The 23489-nt window shown below is 61.2% G+C and carries 23 protein-coding genes and 1 tRNA gene; 14 read left to right on the top strand and 10 right to left on the bottom strand.

The genetic code is table 11. The annotated features are described in order from the left end of the window. Positions 1-245 precede the first annotated feature (245 nt). From EQW76_RS01895 to sfnG, 4 genes are all read left to right on the top strand, one after another. A complete protein-coding gene (locus EQW76_RS01895) occupies positions 246-1559 on the top strand; it encodes a sugar ABC transporter permease (protein WP_142822685.1) in 1314 nt (437 codons plus the stop codon). A 14-nt stretch (positions 1560-1573) separates the two neighbouring features. Continuing rightward, positions 1574-2359: an ATP-binding cassette domain-containing protein gene (locus tag EQW76_RS01890; protein WP_142822684.1), complete on the top strand. Its 786-nt coding sequence runs from the start codon at positions 1574-1576 to the stop codon at positions 2357-2359. 168 nt (positions 2360-2527) lie between these two features. Then, positions 2528-2604: transfer RNA gene (locus EQW76_RS01885), tRNA-Arg, on the top strand. A 526-nt stretch (positions 2605-3130) separates the two neighbouring features. After that, complete coding sequence (gene sfnG / locus EQW76_RS01880) at positions 3131-4234, top strand: dimethylsulfone monooxygenase SfnG (protein WP_142822683.1); 1104 nt, start codon at positions 3131-3133, stop codon at positions 4232-4234. 82 nt (positions 4235-4316) lie between these two features. On the opposite strand, the gene EQW76_RS01875 is transcribed toward sfnG, so the two are convergent. Next, a complete protein-coding gene (locus EQW76_RS01875; protein WP_142822682.1) occupies positions 4317-5243 on the bottom strand; it encodes a DUF429 domain-containing protein in 927 nt (308 codons plus the stop codon). Between the two features lie 180 nt (positions 5244-5423). Here EQW76_RS01875 and EQW76_RS01870 point away from each other — a divergent pair, with 180 nt between their 5' ends. The 3 genes from EQW76_RS01870 to EQW76_RS01860 all read left to right on the top strand — a co-directional run bounded on the left by EQW76_RS01870 (position 5424) and on the right by EQW76_RS01860 (position 6420). Beyond that, entirely contained in the window at positions 5424-5717 is a 294-nt protein-coding gene (locus EQW76_RS01870; protein ID WP_142822681.1) for a DUF2934 domain-containing protein, read from the top strand. 152 nt (positions 5718-5869) lie between these two features. Continuing rightward, positions 5870-6133: a hypothetical protein gene (locus tag EQW76_RS01865; protein ID WP_142822680.1), complete on the top strand. Its 264-nt coding sequence runs from the start codon at positions 5870-5872 to the stop codon at positions 6131-6133. A gap of 20 nt (positions 6134-6153) precedes the next feature. After that, positions 6154-6420 carry a hypothetical protein gene (locus EQW76_RS01860; RefSeq protein ID WP_142822679.1) on the top strand — a complete coding sequence of 89 codons (267 nt, stop codon included), beginning with the start codon at positions 6154-6156 and terminating at the stop codon, positions 6418-6420. A 44-nt stretch (positions 6421-6464) separates the two neighbouring features. Here the strand turns inward: EQW76_RS01860 and EQW76_RS01855 are convergent, their stop codons facing one another. Beyond that, positions 6465-6713: a BON domain-containing protein gene (locus tag EQW76_RS01855; protein ID WP_142822678.1), complete on the bottom strand. Its 249-nt coding sequence runs from the start codon at positions 6711-6713 to the stop codon at positions 6465-6467. Between the two features lie 137 nt (positions 6714-6850). Continuing rightward, positions 6851-7099, bottom strand: a complete 249-nt coding sequence (locus EQW76_RS01850; RefSeq protein WP_111215685.1) for a hypothetical protein — start codon at positions 7097-7099, stop codon at positions 6851-6853. A gap of 189 nt (positions 7100-7288) precedes the next feature. Here EQW76_RS01850 and EQW76_RS01845 point away from each other — a divergent pair, with 189 nt between their 5' ends. Further along, a complete protein-coding gene (locus EQW76_RS01845) occupies positions 7289-7843 on the top strand; it encodes a DNA-3-methyladenine glycosylase (protein WP_142822677.1) in 555 nt (184 codons plus the stop codon). A 27-nt stretch (positions 7844-7870) separates the two neighbouring features. Here EQW76_RS01845 and EQW76_RS01840 read toward each other — a convergent pair whose 3' ends face one another. The 3 genes from EQW76_RS01840 to EQW76_RS01830 form a co-directional block, all read right to left on the bottom strand. Next, on the bottom strand, positions 7871-9412 hold the full coding sequence (locus tag EQW76_RS01840) for a DHA2 family efflux MFS transporter permease subunit (protein WP_142822676.1): 1542 nt from the start codon (positions 9410-9412) through the stop codon (positions 7871-7873). Beyond that, positions 9405-10574, bottom strand: coding sequence for an HlyD family secretion protein (locus EQW76_RS01835; RefSeq protein ID WP_224127790.1), 1170 nt, complete (start codon positions 10572-10574; stop codon positions 9405-9407). The genes EQW76_RS01840 and EQW76_RS01835 overlap by 8 nt, the downstream gene beginning before the upstream one ends. Before the next feature lie 429 nt (positions 10575-11003). Continuing rightward, complete coding sequence (locus EQW76_RS01830) at positions 11004-11285, bottom strand: hypothetical protein (RefSeq protein WP_142822674.1); 282 nt, start codon at positions 11283-11285, stop codon at positions 11004-11006. 166 nt (positions 11286-11451) lie between these two features. Between EQW76_RS01830 and EQW76_RS01825 the strand changes: the two genes are divergently transcribed. Genes EQW76_RS01825 through glp form a run of 5 tightly spaced genes read left to right on the top strand, consistent with a single transcriptional unit; the run spans position 11452 to position 16939 of the window. Then, positions 11452-13347 (top strand): peptidylprolyl isomerase, encoded by a 1896-nt coding sequence (locus tag EQW76_RS01825; protein ID WP_142822673.1) that lies wholly within the window; start codon positions 11452-11454, stop codon positions 13345-13347. Between the two features lie 18 nt (positions 13348-13365). Further along, on the top strand, positions 13366-14382 hold the full coding sequence (gene trpD, locus EQW76_RS01820; RefSeq protein ID WP_142822672.1) for an anthranilate phosphoribosyltransferase: 1017 nt from the start codon (positions 13366-13368) through the stop codon (positions 14380-14382). Between the two features lie 16 nt (positions 14383-14398). After that, on the top strand, positions 14399-15214 hold the full coding sequence (gene trpC, locus EQW76_RS01815) for an indole-3-glycerol phosphate synthase TrpC (RefSeq protein WP_142822671.1): 816 nt from the start codon (positions 14399-14401) through the stop codon (positions 15212-15214). Position 15215: 1 nt separating this feature from the next. Beyond that, positions 15216-15716 carry a cyclic pyranopterin monophosphate synthase MoaC gene (gene moaC, locus EQW76_RS01810; RefSeq protein WP_142822670.1) on the top strand — a complete coding sequence of 167 codons (501 nt, stop codon included), beginning with the start codon at positions 15216-15218 and terminating at the stop codon, positions 15714-15716. Next, a complete protein-coding gene (gene glp, locus EQW76_RS01805) occupies positions 15713-16939 on the top strand; it encodes a gephyrin-like molybdotransferase Glp (protein ID WP_142822669.1) in 1227 nt (408 codons plus the stop codon). The genes moaC and glp overlap by 4 nt, the downstream gene beginning before the upstream one ends. A 78-nt stretch (positions 16940-17017) precedes the next feature. On the opposite strand, the gene gnd is transcribed toward glp, so the two are convergent. Together gnd and EQW76_RS01795 are read right to left on the bottom strand one after the other, a co-directional pair. Beyond that, positions 17018-18046, bottom strand: a complete 1029-nt coding sequence (gene gnd, locus EQW76_RS01800) for a phosphogluconate dehydrogenase (NAD(+)-dependent, decarboxylating) (protein ID WP_142822668.1) — start codon at positions 18044-18046, stop codon at positions 17018-17020. A 193-nt stretch (positions 18047-18239) separates the two neighbouring features. After that, complete coding sequence (locus tag EQW76_RS01795; protein ID WP_142822667.1) at positions 18240-19379, bottom strand: citrate synthase family protein; 1140 nt, start codon at positions 19377-19379, stop codon at positions 18240-18242. Positions 19380-19463: 84 nt separating this feature from the next. Between EQW76_RS01795 and EQW76_RS01790 the strand changes: the two genes are divergently transcribed. Continuing rightward, complete coding sequence (locus tag EQW76_RS01790) at positions 19464-20552, top strand: citrate synthase/methylcitrate synthase (protein WP_142822666.1); 1089 nt, start codon at positions 19464-19466, stop codon at positions 20550-20552. 69 nt (positions 20553-20621) lie between these two features. Here the strand turns inward: EQW76_RS01790 and EQW76_RS01785 are convergent, their stop codons facing one another. Together EQW76_RS01785 and EQW76_RS01780 are read right to left on the bottom strand one after the other, a co-directional pair. Beyond that, positions 20622-21683, bottom strand: a complete 1062-nt coding sequence (locus EQW76_RS01785) for a HoxN/HupN/NixA family nickel/cobalt transporter (protein ID WP_142822665.1) — start codon at positions 21681-21683, stop codon at positions 20622-20624. 160 nt (positions 21684-21843) lie between these two features. Then, a complete protein-coding gene (locus tag EQW76_RS01780) occupies positions 21844-23472 on the bottom strand; it encodes a CTP synthase (protein WP_142822664.1) in 1629 nt (542 codons plus the stop codon). Positions 23473-23489 lie beyond the last annotated feature (17 nt).

Here is a 23489-nt window from a genome sequence, read left to right as displayed (position 1 = left end):
AGTGAGGCGCCGCCCGATATCCGGTGCGGCGCCGATCGCCACCGGCGTGGCCATGTCTGCAAGGACGCTATGGCCACTGCCGCAACGCTTGCGTCACTGAGGTCGTCACCGCGCGTGCCGGCACCTATGCCGAGAGATTGTCCATCCATCGGCCGGGGACGCATATTCGAGAACAGCGCCAGACTTATGCCAGTGAAACGCAAAGTGTCGACGGTCTGCGCTCAACAGTGGAGAACGGCAGAGCAATGGCCGACATGACCCAGTCCACAACATCGGGCGGTGCGCGCGCCACGGAGACCAATGCGCTCACGCGCTTCCTGCGTGCCACCGAGATCGATACCCGCATGCTCGGCATGGTCGGCGCCCTGCTGATCATCTGGGTCGGCTTCGACCTCTATACCGGGCACCTGTTCCTAACCCCGCGCAACCTCTGGAACCTCTCTGTCCAGACCTGCGAGATCGCCGTCCTGGCGACCGGCATGGTTCTGGTCATCGTCACCCGCAATATCGACCTTTCCGTCGGCTCCCTGCTCGGCTTCGTCGCCATGATCATGGGTGTCGTCCAGGCAAAATGGCTGCCGACCTATCTCGGCTTTGACAGCCACTGGACATGGGTCATCGCGCTGATATGCGGACTGGCTGCCGGCGCCCTGATCGGGCTCCTGCAGGGTATCATCATCGCCTTCCTCGGCGTTCCCTCGTTCATCGTCACGCTCGGCGGCTTTCTCGCCTGGCGCGGGCTTGCCTGGTATGTCACGTCAGGCCAGACCGTGGCGCCTCTCGATGCCACTTTCCGGATCATGGGCGGCGGCGCGGAAGGCTCCATCGGCGCCACCTGGAGCTGGGTCATCGGCATCGTCGCCTGCCTGATGATCGTCGTCGGCATCGCCGGCTCGCGGCGCCAACGCAAGCGCTTCAACTTTCCCAGGCGCCCCGTCTGGGCCGAATATTTCCTCGCCATCCTCGGCTCGGCCATGGTGCTGGGCACGATCTATGTCTTCACCATCTATTACTGGCCGGTCGGTATCGCCAAGAAATACGCCAACGACCACGGCATCGCCTGGCCTGACGGCGGCCTCGATATCCCCTACGGTATTGCAGTCCCCGTCCTGATTGCCGTCGCCGCCGGGATCATCATGACGTTCATCGCCACGCGGCTACGTTTCGGTCGCTATGTGTTTGCCATCGGCGGCAATCCGGAAGCAGCCGAACTCGCCGGCATCAAGACGCGCTGGGTCACGGTGAAGATATTCACGCTGATGGGCTTTCTCGCCGCCGTCGCCGCCGCGATCTCGACCGCCCGGCTGAATGCCGCCGCCAACTCGCAGGGCACGACCTATGAGCTCTACACCATCGCTGCGGCCGTCATCGGCGGCACGTCGCTCGCCGGCGGTACCGGCACGGTGGCCGGCGCCATGCTCGGCGCCCTCGTCATGCAGTCGCTGCAGTCGGGCATGGGGCTCGCCAATGTCGATACCCCCATCCAGAACGTCGTCGTCGGCGTCGTGCTGGTGATCGCCGTCTGGCTCGACACCGTCTATCGCTCGCGGGCCAAGTAAGAGGAATTCCAGCTATGACGGATCACAACACTCCGCTTGTGGAACTGAAGAACATTTCCATTTCCTTCGGCGGCATACACGCGGTCGACAACGCCTCGATCGATCTCTACCCCGGCGAGGTCGTCGCCCTCCTCGGCCACAACGGCGCCGGCAAGTCGACGCTGATCAAGATCCTGTCCGGCGCCTACAAGCGCGACAGCGGCGACATCCTGATCAACGGCGAGACCGTCGACATCCGCACGCCCCGCGACGCCAAGAAATTCGGCATCGAGACGATCTACCAGACGCTCGCGGTCGCCGACAATGTCGATGCGGCCGCCAATCTCTATCTGGGTCGCGAGTTGCAGACCCGCTGGGGCACGCTCGACGACGTGGCGATGGAGGCCTCGGCGCGCGAGGTGATGGGCCGGCTGAACCCCAACTTCAAGCGCTTCAAGGAACCGGTCAAGGCGCTCTCCGGTGGCCAGCGGCAGTCGGTGGCGATCGCGCGGGCTATCCTCTTCAACGCGCGCATCCTCATCATGGACGAGCCGACGGCGGCCCTTGGCCCGCAAGAGACGGCGCAGGTGGGCGAACTGATCAAGCAACTGAAAAAGGAAGGCATCGGTATCTTCCTCATCAGCCACGACATCCACGATGTCTTCGATCTCGCCGACCGCGTCTCCGTCATGAAGAACGGCCAGGTGGTGGGCCATGCCCGTACAGAGGATGTCACCAAGGACGAGGTGCTCGGCATGATCATCCTCGGCAAGGTGCCGCCCAAGGCCACTCCAGGCCCCGGCGCCATGAAGACGGCGTAATCGCCACGCTTGAAAGCATAAGGCCGCGAACCAAAACTTCGCGGCCTTTTCTTTTGCGGAAAACTGTTGGCGTCGTTGACAGCTTTTCCGCATTTTCCGCATTGATGCCTGACGCGACCTGGGCTATGAACCTGCCATCGGACAGGCGGTAAGCCCCGCCCTCGGCATGCACCCGTAGCTCAGCTGGATAGAGTGTTGGATTCCGATTCCAAAGGTCACAGGTTCGAATCCTGTCGGGTGCGCCATCTCCTAATTTGTCGGTCTCCACCTTGTAAAACAAGCTAACGCCTCATCTCCTGCAGCCTTGGTCTTCCTTTTGCTGCGATATCGAGACGTTGCAATAGTCTTATAGTTGCACGCTTCAAACTTGCGAATCGTTAGTTGCGTGCCCCCGGAATCGCTTGTCCTCACGCACGAGATCGTCCAGATTTTACCGCAGTCGCCCTTAGCTTGATCACCAAGCTTTGCGTGCCTCACAAGGCCGCTTCGGAATATGCGGGCGGAGGCGGCGCGATATCAGTGACCGCAGTTCGCACTGTCGATCATCCGAGTGGCGCCTGACGGATGCGAGATTGATATTCTCCTTGAGCACGATGCGAGCCGGGCATTTTTCTCTGAAGTCGTGGTTTATTGGCATTCGGCGTCCTTCAAGTTCTATCGATTTGGTAGATTATGAAGGCCTCAATCGGTGGACTTTTTGACTGTTGCGTTCCGTCCACCACACTCTTCGCGACGCGCCCGAGCCTGATTTGCATGAAGGAGGATAATGCGATGACTTTTCACAACTCCGACCCTGTCAAATTTGCTTATTGGGTGCCGAATGTCTCGGGTGGGCTGGTGACGTCCGATATCGAACAACGAACGTCCTGGACGATCGATTATAACAGGAAGCTGGCGCAGATCGCGGAAGCGGCGGGCTTTGAATATGGGCTGAGCCAGATCCGCTTCACGGCCGGATACGGCGCGGAATTCCAGCATGAATCCGTGGCATTCAGTCATGCCCTGCTCGCGGCAACGACGACGTTGAAGGTCATTGCAGCATTGCTGCCGGGGCCTTGGAACCCGGCGCTTGCGGCCAAGGAGATCGCCACGATCAACCACCTGACCAACGGTCGCGTCGCGGTCAATGTCGTCAGCGGCTGGTTTCGCGGAGAGTTTCATGCCATCGGCGAGCACTGGCTCGACCACGACGAGCGTTATCGCCGTTCGGAAGAATTCATTCGCGCACTGCGCGGCATCTGGACCGAGGACAAGTTCACTTTCCGCGGCGACTTCTATCGTTTCAACGACTATTCGCTGAAGCCGAAACCACTCGACCCGCAGCCGGAAATCTTTCAGGGCGGTTCGTCTCGGGCAGCGCGCGACATGGCCGCGCGTGTCTCCGACTGGTATTTCACCAACGGCAATACGCCGGAGGAAATCGGCAAGCAGGTCGACGATATCCAGACGAAAGCGACGGCCAATGGCCATTCCGTTCGCGTCGGCGTTAATGCGTTTGCCATCGTCCGCGAGACGGAGGAAGAGGCGAAGGCAGTGCTTGCCGAGATCATCGACAAGGCCAACATCGACGCCGTCAAGGCTTTCGCCCATGAGGTCAAGAATGCCGGCAAGGCCTCCCCCGAGGGCGAGGGCAACTGGGCGAAATCGACGTTCGAGGACCTCGTCCAGTATAATGACGGCTTTCGCTCAAACCTGATCGGTACGCCACGGCAGGTTGCCGAGCGAATCGTCGATCTGAAGCGCGCCGGTGCCGATCTCATCCTGCTGGGTTTTCTGCATTTCCAGGAAGAGGTCGAGTATTTCGGCCGCCATGTGATCCCGCTTGTCCGCGAGATCGAAGCGGCAGCATCCACCACCGCCGTCGCCGCCGAATAGGCAGCGTCAACAAGCGAGATCGACCAGGAAACCGGTGCGGATCTTTAGCGATCCGCACCTGCCAACCCTGCGCCTGCAACTGTCAACGAAGATGTCCGAGTATCCAGCCTTCGACCTGCGTTACGCTATCGCTGTCCGGTGAGCCTTCCGGGCGGCGGCCGGTGACGACTTCGAGCATTCCGAGCAGCCCGACAACCGCATCGAAGCGATCGTCTCCGGAGCCGTCGTCTCCGAAGCCGTCACGCAGGCAGTCGACGATTGCCGTCGTGTCGATATCCTGACGCGCTTTCGCCCACTCCAGAATGCCGGGACCGACGCGCCGTCGATCCTCCCGACGCCTCTTGCTTCCCCACTTTTTCCCAATTCCAAGCATGCTGTATACGTCGGCCGGGTAGGTCTCGCAGATCACCACAGACCTGGAGGAGGTAAGCTCTGCGAGCGTTCCATCGAATGGCCAGATGCCAACTTCGTCGAGCGCCGCCGCAATGATCTCCTGCCATCCCGATATCGCACCCTTGCCAACCTGATTGCCGCCCAGTGTCCAGAATAATGAGCAGCCGGCTGGCCTGTAGGGCGTCGCCCGTTCGCATTCTCGCAACAAGTCATCGCTCCTTAGGATGCCGAGTCCGTCGTAGAGATGGGCTCTCTCCGTTCCGCCTGGCCGCATCGGGTAGAACGGCCGTCGATGGGATATCTGGTGGCGCTGATCGGCGACGTCATACCAATCGGACCAATCGCCCTTCCCGAACTGTGCGATCGCCTCGCGAAACGAGGCAATACCGGCATCTGCGGCGTAGGCTTTCGGAAGCCCAATCGGGAAGTCGAACCCTACCAGCAGCGAGCCGGACTGGTGGGAACGTCCTGCCAGTCTCTGAAACAAGGTGGCGGTATCGCCGACAAGCTCCGGAGCCGCGACAATCCATTTGCCATCCGCCCGAATGGCGGCCGACATCCAGCGCTTTCCGCTGTGCTTGCTCCAGTCGCAATGCGCGCAGACCTCGAGTGCCATGCCATTTATCCTTTTTTGACGTGCTCGCTGGGTATACAGGCGATAGTTTTAGCGCAGAACTTTGATGTTGCGTTTCGCCTGCAAACACCGCTTTATCCGTACCGTATATATTCACACTTCCGTTTCTTTGGAACGCTTTGACGCCGTGCATGTTTTATATGCATCAACGGGAGAATGATGATGAGTGATAACCGCGAAACAGAAATCCAACGCCGCGCACACGCAATCTGGGAACGCAACGGACAGCCGGACGGCGCTCACTCGGAGCACTGGGCTGAAGCAGAGCGCGACTACGACGCTGAGGCCGGAACTGGCGGCAAGGCCGATTCCGAGACCATCGAAGGTGACGATCTCGCCAGCCCGCGCGCCATGCGCGAGGCGGCCCGCGAGCATTCGGACACGTATATGGTCTCAACGGATCTGGAGGACGACGATCAGCGCACCAATGCAAACGGCACCCGCGAACAGCCCTAATTTTGCACAAAGTGCTGAATAAGAGGCGGCCGTTATGAACTATCAGAGCCCGATGCGCCCAGCGCATCGGGCTCTTCTTTTGTCGATACCCAACCGTCGAGAATTCGCCTTTCGTGCATGTTAGGAAGCGAAAAGCTGGAGGATAAGATCGGATGATTCGGAACGAAGATGGAATTGAGCACTCGGAGCTTTCCGGTGAGTTTTCGGAAGGCGGCACCACGGTGCGCGTTGACATATTCCGTGCAGCTGGCACCACGCTCGACTGGAAGATGGAGGTGACCGATGCTGCGGATGGACGAACCATGTGGGAAGAGGGTTTCTCCACCGACCGCGATGCCTTCGATGAATTCCTGGCGACTATAGAGCGCGAGGGAATACGGACTTTCCTTGACGACCAGGACCCGCCGGTCCATTGACGGTCAGCCGAGGAGTGCCCATGAAAAACGTCGACGACCTCATCAGTTCCGCCAAGACCGTCCATGCTCGCTATGCCGCGTCCCGTATGGAGCGCGAAACCGTCCGAGAATGGGTGCTAGGGCTGAGCGAATACCGCGAGCCCTACGCGACAGTGCTGCGGGAGGCGATCGAATGGTTCAAGCCACTCAATCCGACCGGGGATGTGGAAACGCTGAAGGCCAACGACCTGGATCGGCTGAGGGCAATCTTCGAGGTCGTTGACAAGGATGCGGCCAAGCGGCCGTAGATCGGTCTACGCGAATATCAGGAGCCTGTCGCCGGTGGTAAGGCTCAGTAGGCTGGCTCGATGCGGTTGCAGACGGAATTGCCGGCGATCTCGCGCGCTACGTTGACTGCGGCTTCTAGTGCCGTAAGGCTCGGTGCGGAGCCGTCGAGATAGATGACACCTCGATCCTGGGTGACTTCAATACGGGCTCCGTCAAGGCCGGATGCGTAGGCCAAGGCTGAGGAAACTGCTGCACAAAGGCCAGCCATCTGGGCGCCGACAAAACCGCTCGTTGGAAGAATAGACATGAACATGGCGACACGCTCCTTTTTCTATCAGTTGTAACGTATGAACGCCAATTTTGTTCATCGTGCGTTCATATTCACAATTTTGATGTCAGAGCGTCATCGATTGTCATATCGGGCTGCAATGTCTACGCCCGCAAAACCCGTCAGGCGCTATCGCTGGGCGAATAGTCGACCATCAGCACAATCGTGAACCGGACAACGGGCTGGCGGCGGTCATTGGCGACTTCCACGGAGAGGCGACGGCCGTTGCCCTCTGGGATCCCATCGATCGCCATCTCTGCCAGCACGCTCTTAGCCTGGTCGATGGCCGCAGTCAGCGTCGGATATTCGAAGGGCGCGTCACCGGCGGAAAAGCCCTCGTTATCGCTTATGTTGAAATAGAACTTAGCCATCCGCAGCCTCCTGCGTGGAAAGACGCAAAACGCTAATATGTTCCCAGTTTGAGCAGCAACTCGCCAAGTTGAACCTGAGGTCGCCGGGCCCGGGGTTCGTTGACTTCGATTGGACCGGGTTACTATACACGCACGTGCTCAACGTCTGCAGTTGCAGGGTGACCTCCATCGATCAAAGGTTTGTGTCTTATGCTCAGCAACAGCCTGGCTGCCTTTTTCGGGCGGGATGTCGTGGAGGTCGCGCGCGATCTCATCGGCTGGCAATTTTGCGCCGACGGCGTCGGCGGCTTGATAGTCGAAACGGAGGCTTATCGGCTGGACGACGAAGCCTCCCACAGCTTCCGCGGTCCGGGATTGCGCAACGCCGTGATGTTCGGCCCTGCCGGGCATGCCTATGTCTACCGCTCCTACGGAATTCACTGGTGCATCAACTTCGTCTGCCTGCCCGGTAGCGCGGTGCTGATCCGTGCGCTGGAACCGAACACCGGTCTCGACAGGATGGCAGCGCGACGCGGCACGGATAATCTTGCGCAACTGTGCAGCGGTCCCGGCAAGCTCAGCCAGGCGCTGGGCATCGAACTCGCACACAACGGGCTGCCTCTGGACCAGCCGCCGTTCACACTGACTGCGGGTCCTGCGATGGACATCGTTTCGGGGCCGCGGATCGGCATCACGCGCAATGTCGCGGCTGCCTGGCGGTTCGGAGCGGCAGGATCGCGCTTTGTCAGCCGTAAATTTGGCTGATGCCGCATCGGCAGGCTCCGGCATTTGCTATTCCATGGCAATGCTGTGGTCGACCTTCGGCGGTGCAGCCGGCTTGCGCAGCAGGATGACCAGCGGCATGGCAAACAGCGACATCAGCATCAGCAGCTTGAAGTCGTCGATATAGGCGATGATCGTCGCCTGCAGGGTAACGATATTGTCCAAGCTGGCGCGGCCAATCGCGGTCAGCGGGCTTAGGCCCTGGGCGGCTGGTGCGTCGAACGCGTGGTTGAACGGCGTCACGTAGGCAGCAATCGATTCGTGGTTGCTCTGGGTATTGCGGATGATCAGCGCCGAGACGATGGAGATGCCGACGCTGGAGCCGATATTGCGCGATAGATTGTACAGCCCTGTCCCCTCGCCGCGCATGTGCGCCGGCAGGGTCGCGAATGCGACGGTGGTCAGCGGTACGAACAGGAAGCCCAAACCGGCGCCTTGGACAAAGCCGACAACGATGATCGTCGTTTGCGAGACATCGGGTGTCCAGCCGGTCATCTCGTACATCGCCCAGGCCGTGAGGCCGAGCCCCAGCAGCAAGAGCCAGCGCGTATCCACCTTGCCGATGAGGCGCCCGACAAGAAACATGCAGACCATGGTGCCGAGGCCACGCGGTCCCATGACGATGCCCGCCGTGACGACAGGATAGCCCATCAGGGTCTGCAAATAGGGCGTCATCAGCGCCAGCGATGCCAGATAAGTGACACCGACGATAAAGATGAAAAACATGCTGACGGAAAAATTCTGATCGAGAAAGAGACGCGGGTTGACGAAGGATTTCTCTGTGGTGAATGTGTGGACCACGAACAGGTAGAAGGCGCAGAAGCAGACCAGCGCTTCGACGATGATCTCGCCGGATGAAAACCAGTCCAGTTGCTCGCCCCTGTCGAGGAAGAGCTGCAACGAAGCTATGCCGAGGCTCAGCATGCTGAAGCCGAAAACGTCGAGCTTAGCCAGCGCGTCGACCTTCGTCTCTTTGACGAAGACGACGATGCCCATAAAGGCGACAAGGCCGATCGGCACGTTGATGTAGAACACCCAGCGCCAGCTAATATGGTCTGTCAGCCAGCCGCCGATGACGGGGCCGAGCACCGGACCAACCATCACCGAGACACCAAACAGCGCCATGGCCTTGCCGCGCTCCTCGACGGAGTAGATGTCCAGCAGGATACCCTGCGACAACGGCACGAGAGCCGCGCCGAAAAGACCTTGCAACAGGCGGAAGCCAACAATCTGCACCAGAGACTGGGCAAAGCCACAGAGCACAGAGGCGGCCACGAAGCCGGCGATTGCCGTCAGCAGCACACGCTTGCGGCCGAACTTGGCGGACAGGAAGCCCGATGGCGGCGTCATGATGGCGGCAGCGACGATGTAGGAGGTCAGCACCCAGTTGATCTGGTCGGAACTGGCTGCGACACTGCCCTGGATATACGGCAATGCCACATTGGCGATCGTCGTATCCAGCGCCTGCATGATGACCGCGAGAATGACACAGGCGGTGATTGCGCCGCGGTTGGCGATGACGGGCGCGGCGCCGTCGGATGGGTTACTCATGACCCTTGCCATCGGAACGGCCCAGCAGTTTTGCGACAAAATCCGGCAAGCCACGAGCGTGGCCCGTGTCGACGTCCACTTCCGTGCTCATGCCGACCCGAAGCGGCGGTTTGCCGGCGGCATCGTCGATGTTCACCCGCATCGGGATGCGCTGGACCACCTTAACCCAGTTGCCGGTGGTGTTTTGCGCCGGCAGCAACGAAAAGCTGGAGCCCGAGGCGGGACTGATGCTGGCGACAGTGCCCGTCCAGACCGTGCCCGGATAGGAATCGACGGAGATGGAGACTTTCTGGCCCGGCTTGACGTAGGTGAGTTCGGTTTCCTTCGGGCTGGCGGCGATCCACATGTCGTTCGACGACACCAGTGAAAAGCCTTGCTGGGCAGCCGCGAGGTAGCCACCAACTTGGAGGCTGTCGACATTGGTCACGGTGCCATCGAAGGACGCCCGAACCACGGTGTCGTCGAGCTGGCGCTGCGCGTCGTCGACGGCGGCTTTGGCCTGCAGATAGGTGGGGTTCTGCTCGAGCGGCTGGTTAAGGTCACCGCCGATCTGAGCCAGCGTTGTGGCGGCCTGGGCTTTGGCGACCGCTACTTTCTGCTTGGCGGCGTCGAGGTCGTGCTTGGCCGAATCAAAGGCGGCCTTGGAGGCTGCGGAGCTGTTGATCAGGCTCTGCTGGCGATCGAACGAGGTCTGGTAAAACGGCAGGTCCGCCTCGGCCTGGGCAATCTCCGCCAGGGTCTGCTGGTAGCTGGCCTGCAGGTTCAGGATCTGGTTGCGGGCAACGCCGAGCTGTGCCTTGGCACCCTCCAGCGCAATCTGGAAGGAATCGGGCTTCAGTCTGAACAGCACCTGGCCCTTCTTCACCTGTTCATTTTCATGCACCTCGATGGCAGCGACGAAGCCGCTGACATCGGTGGAAACCCCGACCATGTCGGCGCCGATATAGGCGTTGTCGGTGGACATGACCTGCCCGCCGGTGACGTAGAAATAGCCGCCGATGACCAAGACGATGGGGAGCGCCGCGAACAGGATCAGCCGCGTTGCACCACGACGTTTGCGCGGTGCTGAGGGCACTGCCGCAGGCGGGACGACTGCGGTCGGCGCCGCGGTCGGATTGCCGGAGGGTCCCTCGGCGATCTCGTCCGTCGTGACGACACGCATGGTCTTTTCGGATTTGGCGGATCTGGGAAGAGGTAGTCGTTCAGCCATGGGAGGTCTCTTGCTGGCACAGCGCCAACCGGCAGCTGTCAACTTGGTTGGGGCGAGAATTTGTGAAGAATGTCGGGACGAGCGGGAAATGCGCGCGACGGCCCCTCGCCGACGGTCTGTTATGACCAGGGAGCTTGTGGGAGCAGGAATTCAGGACGACAGCCGGCTCGCACACTTGGCGGCGCGCTGTAACGCCTTCGGATAAAGCGTGGAAAGAGAAAATCGTCATGGGCATAAAGCCTGCTATTCGTTAGCATGCTTACTATACCCTAATACATAATAAGTCAAACGTTCTATATCGCTCTAGCTGTATACAAAGCCACAAACGCAAGAAAGCCGGCGATGACCGCCGGCTTTCCTGTTAGTTCAGATTTTAAGGTATTAGCGGCGGCTGAGAAGGCCGACGACGTAGGCGACACCTGCGGTCACGGCGAGCGCGAAAAGCGGCTCTTCGCGAACCTTGTCACGGACGCGAGAGGTTACCAGAGCGGCCTCTTCCGTCACAACCGTCTTGGCACCCTGGCTGATCGCCACAACGCTTTCAGACAGCTTTGCCAGATCTTCCTTGAGGGCAGTGATCTGCGCGGAAAGATCCTGCGCTGCTGCTTCAGTTTCGACACGTGCTGCTGCGGATTGGATGGAAGCGGTTTTCAGTTCAGCCATTTTTCAGCTCCTTTGTTTGTGCCCGATAAACGCCGAGTATCGGCATTGGTTCCGCGCATTTTGCGATTTCGGCGGATGCTCTTCAATTCCCGTGCGGATTGCTCTAAGGAACAGCCAATGCTTCGCCTGATTTGCGAGGCCGTTCCATATTGAGGTTAGCATTCCGATGTTTGAACTGCTGAGAGAATTGGCCCGCACCTGGGTCGCCAAGGGCCTGATGCTGTTGCTAGTGGCATCCTTCGGGATCTGGGGCGTGTCGCGGTCCTTGATCGGCGGAAGCACCGGATCGACCGTGATTACCGTCGGGGACCAGCAGATCGGCGCCGCGGAATACCGCCTCGCCTATCGACGCCAGCTCTCGGCGCTGAGCCAGCAGTTCGGAACGCAGCTGTCGCCGGAGCAGGCCCGCGCCTTCGGGCTTGAACAGCAGACCAACTCCCAGCTCGTCGCTGGCGCCTCGCTGGACCAGTTGGCAGCCGACATGAACCTCGGCCTGTCGCAGGACCGGCTCGCCAAACTGATCGGCGAAGACCCGGCATTCAAGTCGAACACAGGTCAATTCGACCGCGGGCTGTTCACCAGCCGCCTCGCCAATGCTGGTATCAGCCAGGATGACTATATCAATGAGCGCAGCAAGGTCGCAGTTCGCGGCCAGATCGTCGATTCCATATCCAACGGCTTCAAGGCACCGCAAACGCTGGTTGCCGGCCTGAAGGAATTCCACGACGAAAGCCGCAGCATCGACTACCTGATCCTCACCAATGCGAACATCGATCCGGTCAAGGCACCGGCTGACGACGTGCTGGCGAAGTGGTTCGAAGGCGTAAAGTCGCGGTATCGTGCGCCGGAGTATCGCAAACTCTCCTACGTGAAGCTGCAGGCAGCCGACATTGCCGATACCGCCGCCATCACCGACGATGCGGTGCGCGCCGAATTCGAAAAGCGCAAGGAAAGCTTCACGACGCCGGCGACCCGGACGATCGAACAGCTGAGCTTTGCCAACAAGGACCTGGCGGACGCGGCTTCCGTCGCCCTTAAAACCGGCACGACCTTCGACCAGCTCGTAACCGACCAGGGCAAGACCGCCAGCGACGTCATGCTCGGCACATTTAACAAGGCGAGCGTTCCGGATTCAGCCATTGCGGAACCGGCTTTCGCTGTCACCAAGGACGGCGGCACGACAGGCGTCATCGAGGGATCGTTCGGACCGGTGATCCTGCGCGTCACCAACATCAAGGTGGAAAGCGCCAAGTCGTTCGAGGACGTCAAGGAAGACCTGCGCAAGCAGATGGCAATTGCCGCAGCGTCTTCTCAGATCGCAGACCTGCACGACAAATTCGAAGATGCACGCGGCTCCGGCGCGACACTGGTCGAGGCAGCTCAGCAACTGAAACTGAAGCCAGTGACGGTCGATTCCGTCGACGCCACCGGCCTCGACAAGGCTGGGAATGAGGTCAAAGATATTCCCGAGCGCCAGAAGCTGCTCGCAGAAGCCTTCAAGACCGATGTCGGCGTCCAGGCACTTCCCGTTCCCATCGGCAGCGATGGCTATGTCTGGTTCGACGTACTGGACGTGACCCCTGAGCACGATCGTCCGCTTGCCGAGGTGCATGACAAGGCCGCTGCCGACTGGACAGCGGAACAGCAGAAGGTCGCCCTCGCCGCTAAGGCCACCGCCCTGAAGGATGAGGCCAAGAAGGGCAAGTCGCTCGCCGATATTGCCGCGCCGCTTGGCATTGCCGTCGAGAACAAGACCAACGTGACGCGCAACATGGACGACAGCGTCCTTGGCCGCGCCGGTGTGTCGGCAGCATTCTCCGGACCTGTCGATACGGTTGCCAGCGCCATCGGCGGCGACGACACGACGCAGATCCTGCTGAAGGTAACCGACGTCAACACGACGCCGCCAGCCACGGATGTCCTTGCCAACCAGGACCAGCAGATTTCCAGGATTGCAGACGCTGCTGGTGACGATATCCTCGACCAGATGGTTGCCGAGTTGCAGACGAAATACGGCGTGACCGTAAACCGCGAGGCCGCGGCTCAGGCCGTGCAGCGCTAAGCTAGGGAACCGACCTCGATGGCCGATCTGAAGCCACTGCTTGCCAAAGTCGCCGGCCATGAAAGTCTGACGCGCGACGAGGCGCGGCAGGCCTTCGAGATCCTGATGTCCGGCGAAGCGACGCCGTCGCAGATCGGCGGCTTCCTGATGGCGCTGCGGATGAAAGGCGAGACCGTCGACGAGATCGTCGGCGCCGTCACCACGATGCGCGCCAAGATGCTGCCTGTGGAAGCTCCGGCCGATGCCATCGACATCGTCGGCACCGGCGGCGACGGGACCGGCACCTACAATATCTCCACCCTCGCCGCCTTGATCGTCGCAGGTTGCGGCGTTCCCGTCGCAAAGCATGGCAACCGCGCGCTGAGCTCCAAGTCCGGTGCTGCCGACAGCCTTTCGGCGCTGGGTGTGAAGCTCGACATCTCGCCGGAGCATATAGGCCGCTGCATCCGCGACGCCGGCATCGGCTTTATGTTCGCCCAGATGCACCATTCGGCGATGCGCCATGTCGGCCCGTCCAGGGTGGAACTCGGTACCCGGACGATCTTCAATCTTCTCGGCCCCCTGTCGAACCCTGCGGGCGCGCGCCGTCAGTTGCTCGGCGTCTATGCGCCGCAATGGGTGGTGCCGCTTGCCGAAGTGCTTCGCGATCTCGGTGCTGAAAGCGTGTGGGTCGTCCATGGCGACGGCCTCGACGAGATCACCACGACGGGGATGACGCAGGTCGCGGCACTCGAAGACGGCAAGATCAGGACATTCGAACTCGGCCCCGGCGATTTTGGCGTGCAGCATGCTGTTCTGGCCGACCTCAAGGGCGGCGACGGCGTTGCCAATGCGGCAGCCTTGCGTGCCGTGCTCTCCGGCGAAAAAAATGCCTATCGCGATATCTCGCTGATCAACGCCGCTGCATCGCTGGTCGTAGCCGGCAAGGCCGGGACCGTCATCGACGGCATGCGGCTTGCCACAAAATCGCTCGACAGTGGCGCTACGGCTGCCGCTCTCGACAGGCTGATTGCCGTCTCCAACGACAGCGACTGAAGGAAGGGCGCTCGCCATGACCGACATTCTCAAAAAGATCGAAATCTACAAGCGGCAGGAAATCGAGGCCGCAAAGGCATCGGTGTCGCTTGCCGACCTCAAGGCCATGCAAGCGGACCAGACCCCGCCGCGCGGCTTTCACCGGGCACTCGTGGCAAAGCATGAGGCAGGCATGTTCGGGCTCATCGCCGAAATCAAAAAGGCAAGCCCGTCCAAGGGGCTGATCCGTGCCGACTTCGATCCGCCGGCATTGGCTGCGGCCTACGAAGCGGGCGGAGCTGCCTGTCTTTCCGTGCTGACCGATGCCCCTAGCTTCCAAGGCTCCCCGGCGTTCCTGACTGCTGCCCGCGCCGCCTGCAGCCTGCCCGCCTTGCGCAAGGATTTCATGTTCGAGACCTACCAGGTGCAGGAAGCTCGCGCCTGGGGTGCCGACTGCATCCTTCTCATCATGGCATCGCTTTCGGACGAGGATGCGGAGCGCCTTCAGGACGAAGCCTTCGGGCTCGGCATGGATGTGCTGGTGGAAGTGCATAACGAGCCGGAAATGGAGCGTGCGCTGAAACTGTCGTCGCCGCTGATCGGCATCAACAACCGCGACCTGCGCACTTTCGAGGTCAGCCTTGCCACCAGCGAAAGACTGGCACCAATGGTGCCCGCGGATCGGATAATCGTCGGCGAAAGCGGCATCTTCACCCACGCCGACTGCCTCAGGCTGCAGGCATGCCGGATCGATACCTTCCTGGTCGGCGAAAGCCTTATGCGCAAGGACGATGTGGCAGCGGCAACGCGAACCCTCCTGACAGGCGAAGCCGCCGCGCTGGCGGCCGAATAGCATGGCGGCAGAGCACGGCAGCCTCACGCACATCGATGCGTCCGGCGAAGCGCACATGGTCGATGTCGGCAACAAGGCGGAGACCATGCGCAGTGCCACGGCTTCGGGCCATGTTAAGATGCAGCCGGAGACACTACGGCTGATCCTCGAGGGCAATGCCAAGAAGGGCGACGTCATCGGCACGGCCCGCCTGGCAGGGATCATGGGCGCCAAGCAGACATCGAGCCTGATTCCTCTTTGTCATCCGCTCATGCTGACGAAGATCGGTGTGGAGATCACGCCCGACGACAGCCTGCCCGGATTGCGTGTGACGGCAACTGCCAAGCTTACGGGACGCACCGGCGTCGAAATGGAAGCATTGACCGCCGTCTCCGTTGCCTGCCTGACTATCTACGACATGGCTAAGGCGGCCGACCGGCTGATGGAAATCGGCGGCATCCGGCTCGAGGAAAAGTCCGGCGGCAAATCCGGCGACTTCCGGCTTGCAGGCCCATCCCCATGAGCTTGCTGCCTGTTGCCGAAGCGCAGGCGCGCTTGCTGGACAAGGTGCGGCCTGTCGCCGAGCACGAGACTGTGACCCTCAGTGATGCCTCCGGCCGTGTACTGGCGAGAGACCTTCCCGCCCGCCTCACCCAGCCGCCTTTCGACGCCTCCGCGATGGACGGATACGCGATCCGGCACGCCGATCTCTCTGGACCGAATAGCAGTTTGAAAGTCATCGGCGTCTCGGCCGCCGGCCATGCCTTCGATGGGTCGGTTGCCGACGGAGAAGCAGTTCGGATTTTCACGGGCGCACCTCTGCCAGACGGTGCCGACAGCGTGCTTCTGCAGGAGGATGTCGAGACGACGGAGGATGGCAGCATCCGCTCGACCTATCCGGTACGCGCCCGCCAGCATGTGCGACCACGCGGTCAGGATTTCGTCGATGGCGAGATCGTGCTGCCGCACGGCACCGTCATGGACTTCACCCGGCTTACGGTGGCAGCAGCCATGAACCATGCGACGCTGGACGTCTTTCGCAGACCGCTGGTGGCGATCCTTGCCACCGGCGACGAACTCCTGCCGCCCGGCTCAGTCCCCGGCCCGTCGCAGATCCTTGCCTCAAGCACCTTTGGTATCGCAGCGCTGGCCCGTCAGGCCGGAGCCGATATCCTCGACCTCGGCATTGCGCCGGATGACAGCGCGGCAATCACGGCGGCTGTGGAACGTGCGCGCGACGCCGGTGCAGACGTCATCGTGACGCTCGGCGGGGCCTCCGTAGGAGACCATGACCTTGTGCAGGCGACGCTTGTCGCAGCGGGCATGCAGCTCGACTTCTGGCGCATTGCCATGCGGCCGGGCAAGCCGTTGATGGTCGGCAGTCTCGGGCCAACCCATGTCCTCGGCCTGCCCGGCAATCCGGTGTCGAGTCTCGTATGTGGGATCCTGTTCCTGGAGCCGCTGATCCGCAAGCTTGCCAGCCTTCCGCCGATCCAGCGTGGCGCGACAGCGCTGACGGCGACACCGCTTGCCGCGAACAACCAGCGTCAGGACTACGTCCGCGCAACGCTTTCCAAATCGAGCGATGGCAACTGGCTTACAGAGCCTTTCGACAAGCAGGATTCCTCGATGATGAAGATCTTCGCGCAGGCGGATTGCCTGATCGTCCGGCCGCCGAATGCACCGGCAATGCCGGCCGGCATGCCCTGCCCCATCCTCCTGCTGCGGCCCGACCTGCAGGGCTGACGCCCTTAACAAGCAACCGTTAGAATCACTTCGGGCGGCTTGCGCCGCCCGATGGAAGATCGTGTCTCGCCGATAGGCTTACTTGACCGGCGGCTTTTCGTGGTGGCCGCCGAAGCCGGCGCGCATGGCTGACAGCACCTGGTTGGCAAAGCCGTCATTGCCGCGCGAAGAGAAGCGGCTGAACAGGGCCGCACTCAGGACAGGTGTCGGAACGCCTTCGTCGATAGCCGCGGAAATCGTCCAGCGGCCTTCGCCGGAGTCCGAAACGCGTCCGGCATACTGCGACAGGGCGGGATCTTCGTGCAGCGCATCTGCCGTCAGATCGAGTAGCCAGGAGGTGATGACGCTGCCGCGACGCCAGACTTCGGCGATTTCCGGGATGTCGAGGTTGTACTGGTAGAATTCCGGGTTGGACATCGGCGCTGTCTCGGCGTCTGCCTCGGCCTGCTGCATGCCGATATTGGCATGGCGCAGGATGTTGAAGCCCTCTGCGTAGGCAGCCATCAGGCCATATTCGATGCCGTTGTGGACCATCTTGACGAAGTGACCGGCGCCATGCGGACCGCAATGCAGGAAGCCCTGCTCGGCCGTGCTTTTGGCAGCAGCGACTTCGCTGCGCTGGGCGGACGACTTCACGTCGCCCATGCCGGGCGCGAGCGTTGCAAAGATTGGCGACAGATGCTGGACGGTCGGCGTTTCGCCACCGATCATCAGGCAATAGCCGCGCTGCAGGCCGAACACGCCGCCGCTGGTGCCGACGTCGACATAGTGGATGCCCTTCTGCTTCAGCATCGCCGCACGACGAATGTCGTCATGATAATAGGAGTTGCCGCCATCGATGATGATGTCGCCCTCTTCGAGCAACGGCACCAGCTTGGTCAGTTCGTTGTCGACGATGGCTGCCGGCAGCATCATCCAGATGGCGCGTGGCTTATCCAGCTTGGCGACAAAGTCCTCAAGGCTGGAGCTGCCGGTGGCGCCCATGCCCTTGAGGTCCTCGACGCTCTGGGCGCGCGCGTCGAAGACGACGGCCGTGTGGCCGCTCTTCATCAGCCGCTGCACCATGTTGCTGCCCATGCGGCCGAGGCCAATCATACCAATCTGCATAGTCACGTCTCCTTGGGACGGTTTTGGAGCGGTCGCTCCGGTCAAGTGTATAGGGTGATTTTGCGACAGGCCTTAGTGCTCGCAAATTACGGCGTCGAGGGTTAGCAGGCAAGCGTAGCTGCGAAACATCAAGAATACGTGAGCAACCCTAATCGTTTGAATTACATCTTCCTACTGCCATTGGGGCGCAGGCTCAAGCCTCCAATGTGGGGCCGATGTAACGAGCGCGTGGTCGGATAAGCCGCCCACCCAAAGCCTGCTCGATCGCATGTGCCAGCCACCCTACCGCCCGCGCCATCGCAAATATGATCATCGGCGCATCGCGCGGGAGGTCGTAGGCGACGGCAAGCGCCGTCAGGGCGAAGTCGGCATTGACGCGTTCGCCGACGATTTCCTCCGCTGCCGCCTGCAGGTCGGCGAAGGCCGTAGGGAGCTCGAAATGTCGGAGCAGCGTGGTGGCCCTGATATCGCCGTGCGGATAAAGGCGATGCCCGAAGGCCGGCAGCTTGCGCCCCTGAGCTAGATAACGGTTCACCGCCTCGTGGGCACCGAGCTCCTCGGCGTTGCCCACGAGTACCCTCACAGCCTGCCAGGCGCCGCCATGCAGCGGCCCCGTCAGCGTCGCCAGCCCGGACAGGACCGCCGTAGACAGGGAGGAGCCTGTCGAGGCTGTGACGCGGGCGGCAAAGGTCGAGGCATTCAGTTCGTGATCGGCAAACAGCACCAACGCGCAGCGAATGATCGACGCTGCGGCAGGGCGGCCCCAGCTTTCCGCCAGACGTCTATGCAGGGGCTGGTCGGCGGACCAGGGAGCGAGCACATTTGCGACCGTGGCAAGCACGCTCTGCGCGTCGGCCTGCAGCGCGGACTGGGATCTCTCCATGGACGGTAGATCCCGCGTCGCCCGACCTGCCAGTGCAACCAAAGCCGATGCGATTGTCGCGCCGTCTTTCGAGCCGTCGAGCTTCGCCAGGGAAGACAGCGGACGGCGCATATCCCAGAGCAGGGCTGCAACTTCCTCAAGCGTCGCATTCTCCGACAGCGCTGCAGCATCCCTGCCCCTGTAAAACAGCCGGCCATCGGAAACGGTCGAGACCGCCGAGGGCAGCATGGGATCACCCCATTGGATTGCTTCGGCAGCAACAGTTTCGCTCTTGCGGCGACCGGCCTGGCGGTTGGCGAGCCGGAGCACGTCATCGCGAAAATAAAGGCTGCGGCGGCCCTCGGCCGGATCGGGCTTGGCACGGATGCGACCCCGGCTGACATTGGCGTACAAGGTCTGCTGTTTCGTTCCGAGCAGTTGCAACGCCTGCTCTGCAGTCAGCCACGACATGGCATCCTCATATTGATCGAAAGCATCAAGATTGACGTCAATACAAATGGCGCCGATCCTCTCGCATAGTCAAAGGAGAAGACGATGAAAAGTGGATTGGACGATGTCATTGCCGCAGAAACCCGATTGTCCGATGTCGACGGGCTCGCCGGTCGACTGGTGATACGTGGCGTGTCGCTGGACGACCTCGTGGCAACGAGCCGCTACGAGGACGTTGCGCAGCTGTTGCTTTCGGGGCTTTTTCCGGAAACGAACGATGTCGATGGGCTGAAGTCACTCATCGGTGACGCAAGAGTTTCGATGTTCGACATCGTAACCGAGAGCGAAGCGGGCCTGTTCAGGTTGCCGCCGGTCGAAGCTATCAGGGCGCTGCTTGCCCGCGTGCCGGATGGTGCGGACCGTGCCACGGCTCTCAGGTTGCTGGCAGCACCTGCCGTGTTCCTGCCGGCAGTTCTGCGGCTGCGCGACGGCAAGCCGGCGATACGCCCGGATGCCGGCCTTTCGCAGTCCGAGGATATTTTGCGAATGCTCACCAGCATCATGCCCACGGCTGAACAGACGGCGGGACTAGATGCCTATCTGGTCACCATCGCCGACCACGGATTGAACGCCTCGACGTTTGCAGCCCGTGTCATCGCCTCGACCCAGGCGGGGCTCACTTCCTCCGTGCTCGGGGCGCTCGGAGCCTTGACCGGTCCGCTCCATGGTGGTGCGCCGGGGCCGGTGCTCGATATGCTGGACGCCATCGGCGAACCCGCCAACGCCCGCGCCTGGATCGCCGCCGAACTCGACAAGGGCGAGCGGCTGATGGGGTTCGGTCATCGCATCTACCGGGTGCGCGATCCGCGCGCCGATGCCCTGAAGGCAGCACTAAAGCCGATCGTTGCCGCCGGACAGGTGGACGGACGACGGATGGCGCTGGCGGAAGCCGTGGAGCAGACCGCACTGGCTTTATTGCGCGAACGCAAGCCGGATCGCCCTATCGAGACTAACGTCGAATTCTACACGGCCTTGCTGCTCGATTCGCTCGGTTTCCCCAGGGAGTCATTCACCGGCGTGTTCGCAATCGGCCGCACGGTCGGCTGGATTGCCCATGCGCGCGAGCAGGTGCTGGACGGACGACTCATCCGCCCGCAATCCCGCTATACTGGGCCACTGCCCAAGGCCGCCTGACGATCGGTAGACAAACCCGGATCCGCCGCTATTGGTGGATCCGGAAGACAGCCGATCATGCCAGATCCATCAGTTCGTGGTGGATTGCCCAGCGGCGAGGTTCAGGGTCACATCGTCATAGCCGCGCATCTTGTAGACCAGCGTCGAGATCAGCCAGCTGACGACGAAAATGCCGACGACGGCGTAGCCGAAATTGGCGAGATTGTCGTTGAGATCGGCAATTGTGCCCCAAACGCCGCCCTCGAGCCCGAACTTATCGACGAGAAGGCCAAGTGCCTCCATGCCGCCGATGAAGATCGCCACGGCGACCGAGGCGGCGGTGATCGTCAGATTGTACCAGAGCTTGCGCATCGGATTGATGAAGGCCCAGCCATAGGCACGGGTCATCAAGACGCTGTCGGTGGTGTCGAGCAGCGACATGCCGGCCGTGAAAAGCGCTGGGAAAACGAGGATCGTCCAGAACGACATGCCCTGCGCAGCTTGCGTCGCCGATATCCCGAGCAAGCCGATTTCCGTTGCCGTGTCGAAGCCGAGGCCAAATAGAAAGCCGATGGGGTACATGTGCCATGAGCGCGTGACGATCTTGAACATCGGCCGGAAGATGCGCGCGAGAAAGCCGCTGTTCGACAACAGTGCATCGAGGTCTTCCTCGACGATCGTCTCGCCGCGCCTGGCGCGACGGAAAGCTGCCCATATACCGCGCAGCACGAAGAAATTGGCAACGCCGATGGCGACCAGGAACAGCGCTGAAACGGATGTACCGACAATGCCGCCGACATCGCGGAAAGCGCCGAGCGGCATCATCGAAGCAGTGGCGGCAATGGCGATCGATGCGAGCACGACGATGCTGGAATGACCGAGCGAAAAGAAGAAACCAACGGAAACCGGCGATTTCTTGTCCTGCACCAGCTTGCGCACGACATTGTCGATAGCCGCAATATGATCGGCATCGAAGGCATGCCGCAAGCCGAGCATGTAGGCAAGGAATGCCGTCCCCAACAAGGCTGGACGGTCTGAAAAGGCGGTCCATGCCCAGACCCACGCACCGATATTGAAGCCGATCAGCAGGACGTAGGTCATGGTGATCTTCGTCCCGGCACGGTCTTTCCGGTCGTCAAACGGATTGGGCATAGAACATCGTTCTCCTTTGCGGACAATAGGCCGCAAACTGCCATGGAAAGAAAATCGAGACGAGAGGCAAATGACGTAGTTTTGCGAAAATTTGATGCAGCGCAAAAAGAAACCCGGCTTTCGCCGGGCTCCAAGTGTTTTCCTGATCTGCCTTGTCGCCTTAGACTAGGCGGCTCTGTTCGAGTGCTGCCTCGATGAAGCTTGCGAACAGCGGATGCGGGTCGAGAGGACGGGACTTCAGTTCCGGATGGTACTGGACGCCGATGAACCATGGATGATCGGGGTACTCGATCGTCTCCGGCAGCACGCCGTCCGGTGACATGCCGGAAAATACCAGGCCGCAGCTTTCCAGCCGGTCCTTGTAATCGACATTGACCTCGTAGCGATGGCGATGGCGTTCGGAAATATCCGAAGATCCATAGATCTCCGCGATCTTCGTGCCTTTCTTGAGCGCTGCCTTGTAGGCGCCGAGGCGCATCGTGCCGCCGAGGTCACCTGAGGCCGCGCGTTTCTCTAGCTGGTTGCCCTTGATCCATTCGGTCATCAGGCCGACGACCGGTTCGCTGGTGGCGCCAAATTCCGTCGACGAGGCGTGCTCGATGCCGGCCAGGTTGCGGGCCGCCTCGATGACCGCCATCTGCATGCCGAAGCAAATACCGAAATAGGGAACTGCGCGCTCGCGGGCGAATCGGGCCGCGTGGATCTTGCCTTCCGATCCGCGCTCGCCGAAGCCGCCGGGCACGAGAATGCCGTGCACCTTTTCGAGATAGGGAGCCGGGTCTTCCTTTTCGAAGACTTCCGATTCGATCCACTCGAGCTTCACCTTGACGTGGTTGGCGATGCCGCCGTGATGCAGCGCTTCGATCAGCGACTTGTAGGCATCCTTGAGGCCAGTGTACTTGCCGACGATGGCAATGGTCACCTCGCCTTCGGGCGTATGGATACGATTGCAGACTTCTTCCCACGCTTCGAGACGCGGCTTCGGTGCCGGTTCGATACCGAAGGCGGCCAGCACTTCGTTGTCGAGACCTTCCTTGTGGTAGGCCGTCGGCACATCATAGATATTGGCAACGTCCAGCGCCTGGATAACAGCGGACTGGCGGACATTGCAAAACAGCGAAAGCTTCTTGCGCTCGGCTTCCGGGATCTCGCGATCGGCGCGTACGAGCAGGATGTCGGGGTGAATACCCAGCGCCTGCAGTTCCTTGACGGAATGCTGGGTCGGCTTGGTCTTCAGCTCGCCGGCAGCCGGAATGTACGGCATCAGCGTCAGGTGGACGTAGACGGCCGTGCCGCGCGGCAGGTCGTTGCCGAGCTGGCGGATGGCCTCCATGAAAGGCATCGCCTCGATATCGCCGACAGTACCTCCGATTTCGCAGATGACGAAGTCGTAGTCGTCGTTGCCTTCGGTAACGAAATCCTTGATCTCGTTGGTAACGTGCGGAATAACCTGGACGGTGGCGCCGAGGTAGTCGCCGCGCCGTTCTTTGTCGATGATGTTCTTGTAGATGCGACCGGTTGTGATGTTGTCGGTTTTGGTGGCGGAGCGGCCGGTAAAGCGCTCGTAGTGCCCGAGGTCGAGGTCGGTCTCTGCGCCGTCATCCGTGACGAAGACTTCGCCGTGCTGTGTCGGGCTCATGGTGCCCGGATCGACATTCAGATAGGGGTCGAGCTTGCGCAGGCGGCATCTATAACCGCGGGCCTGCAAGAGTGCTCCGAGAGCAGCGGCCGCAATTCCCTTGCCTAGAGAGGAAACCACGCCGCCGGTGATGAATACATATCGCGCCATGGGAGCCACCGGTTACC

The sequence above is a fragment of the Rhizobium sp. rho-13.1 genome (assembly GCF_007000305.1).
Lineage (GTDB): Bacteria > Pseudomonadota > Alphaproteobacteria > Rhizobiales > Rhizobiaceae > Rhizobium > Rhizobium rhododendri.
The sequence above is the reverse complement of the archived record's forward strand: the minus strand, read 5'-3'. Positions and strand labels throughout refer to the sequence as shown.

Excerpts from the sequence above, each read along its gene's own strand:
- EQW76_RS01865 (WP_142822680.1), top strand. The coding sequence starts at position 5,870 with ATGATTCGGAACGAAGATGGAATTGAGCACTCGGAGCTTTCCGGTGAG.
- glp (WP_142822669.1), top strand. The coding sequence starts at position 15,713 with ATGAGCTTGCTGCCTGTTGCCGAAGCGCAGGCGCGCTTGCTGGACAAG.
- EQW76_RS01870 (WP_142822681.1), top strand. The coding sequence starts at position 5,424 with ATGAGTGATAACCGCGAAACAGAAATCCAACGCCGCGCACACGCAATC.
- EQW76_RS01835 (WP_224127790.1), bottom strand. The coding sequence starts at position 10,574 with ATGCGTGTCGTCACGACGGACGAGATCGCCGAGGGACCCTCCGGCAAT.
- EQW76_RS01790 (WP_142822666.1), top strand. The coding sequence starts at position 19,464 with ATGAAAAGTGGATTGGACGATGTCATTGCCGCAGAAACCCGATTGTCC.
- gnd (WP_142822668.1), bottom strand. The coding sequence starts at position 18,046 with ATGCAGATTGGTATGATTGGCCTCGGCCGCATGGGCAGCAACATGGTG.
- EQW76_RS01785 (WP_142822665.1), bottom strand. The coding sequence starts at position 21,683 with ATGCCCAATCCGTTTGACGACCGGAAAGACCGTGCCGGGACGAAGATC.
- moaC (WP_142822670.1), top strand. The coding sequence starts at position 15,216 with ATGGCGGCAGAGCACGGCAGCCTCACGCACATCGATGCGTCCGGCGAA.
- EQW76_RS01890 (WP_142822684.1), top strand. The coding sequence starts at position 1,574 with ATGACGGATCACAACACTCCGCTTGTGGAACTGAAGAACATTTCCATT.
- sfnG (WP_142822683.1), top strand. The coding sequence starts at position 3,131 with ATGACTTTTCACAACTCCGACCCTGTCAAATTTGCTTATTGGGTGCCG.
- EQW76_RS01860 (WP_142822679.1), top strand. The coding sequence starts at position 6,154 with ATGAAAAACGTCGACGACCTCATCAGTTCCGCCAAGACCGTCCATGCT.
- EQW76_RS01855 (WP_142822678.1), bottom strand. The coding sequence starts at position 6,713 with ATGTTCATGTCTATTCTTCCAACGAGCGGTTTTGTCGGCGCCCAGATG.
- EQW76_RS01780 (WP_142822664.1), bottom strand. The coding sequence starts at position 23,472 with ATGGCGCGATATGTATTCATCACCGGCGGCGTGGTTTCCTCTCTAGGC.
- EQW76_RS01795 (WP_142822667.1), bottom strand. The coding sequence starts at position 19,379 with ATGTCGTGGCTGACTGCAGAGCAGGCGTTGCAACTGCTCGGAACGAAA.
- EQW76_RS01850 (WP_111215685.1), bottom strand. The coding sequence starts at position 7,099 with ATGGCTAAGTTCTATTTCAACATAAGCGATAACGAGGGCTTTTCCGCC.
- EQW76_RS01840 (WP_142822676.1), bottom strand. The coding sequence starts at position 9,412 with ATGAGTAACCCATCCGACGGCGCCGCGCCCGTCATCGCCAACCGCGGC.
- EQW76_RS01895 (WP_142822685.1), top strand. The coding sequence starts at position 246 with ATGGCCGACATGACCCAGTCCACAACATCGGGCGGTGCGCGCGCCACG.
- EQW76_RS01830 (WP_142822674.1), bottom strand. The coding sequence starts at position 11,285 with ATGGCTGAACTGAAAACCGCTTCCATCCAATCCGCAGCAGCACGTGTC.
- trpD (WP_142822672.1), top strand. The coding sequence starts at position 13,366 with ATGGCCGATCTGAAGCCACTGCTTGCCAAAGTCGCCGGCCATGAAAGT.
- EQW76_RS01845 (WP_142822677.1), top strand. The coding sequence starts at position 7,289 with ATGCTCAGCAACAGCCTGGCTGCCTTTTTCGGGCGGGATGTCGTGGAG.
- EQW76_RS01875 (WP_142822682.1), bottom strand. The coding sequence starts at position 5,243 with ATGGCACTCGAGGTCTGCGCGCATTGCGACTGGAGCAAGCACAGCGGA.
- EQW76_RS01825 (WP_142822673.1), top strand. The coding sequence starts at position 11,452 with ATGTTTGAACTGCTGAGAGAATTGGCCCGCACCTGGGTCGCCAAGGGC.
- trpC (WP_142822671.1), top strand. The coding sequence starts at position 14,399 with ATGACCGACATTCTCAAAAAGATCGAAATCTACAAGCGGCAGGAAATC.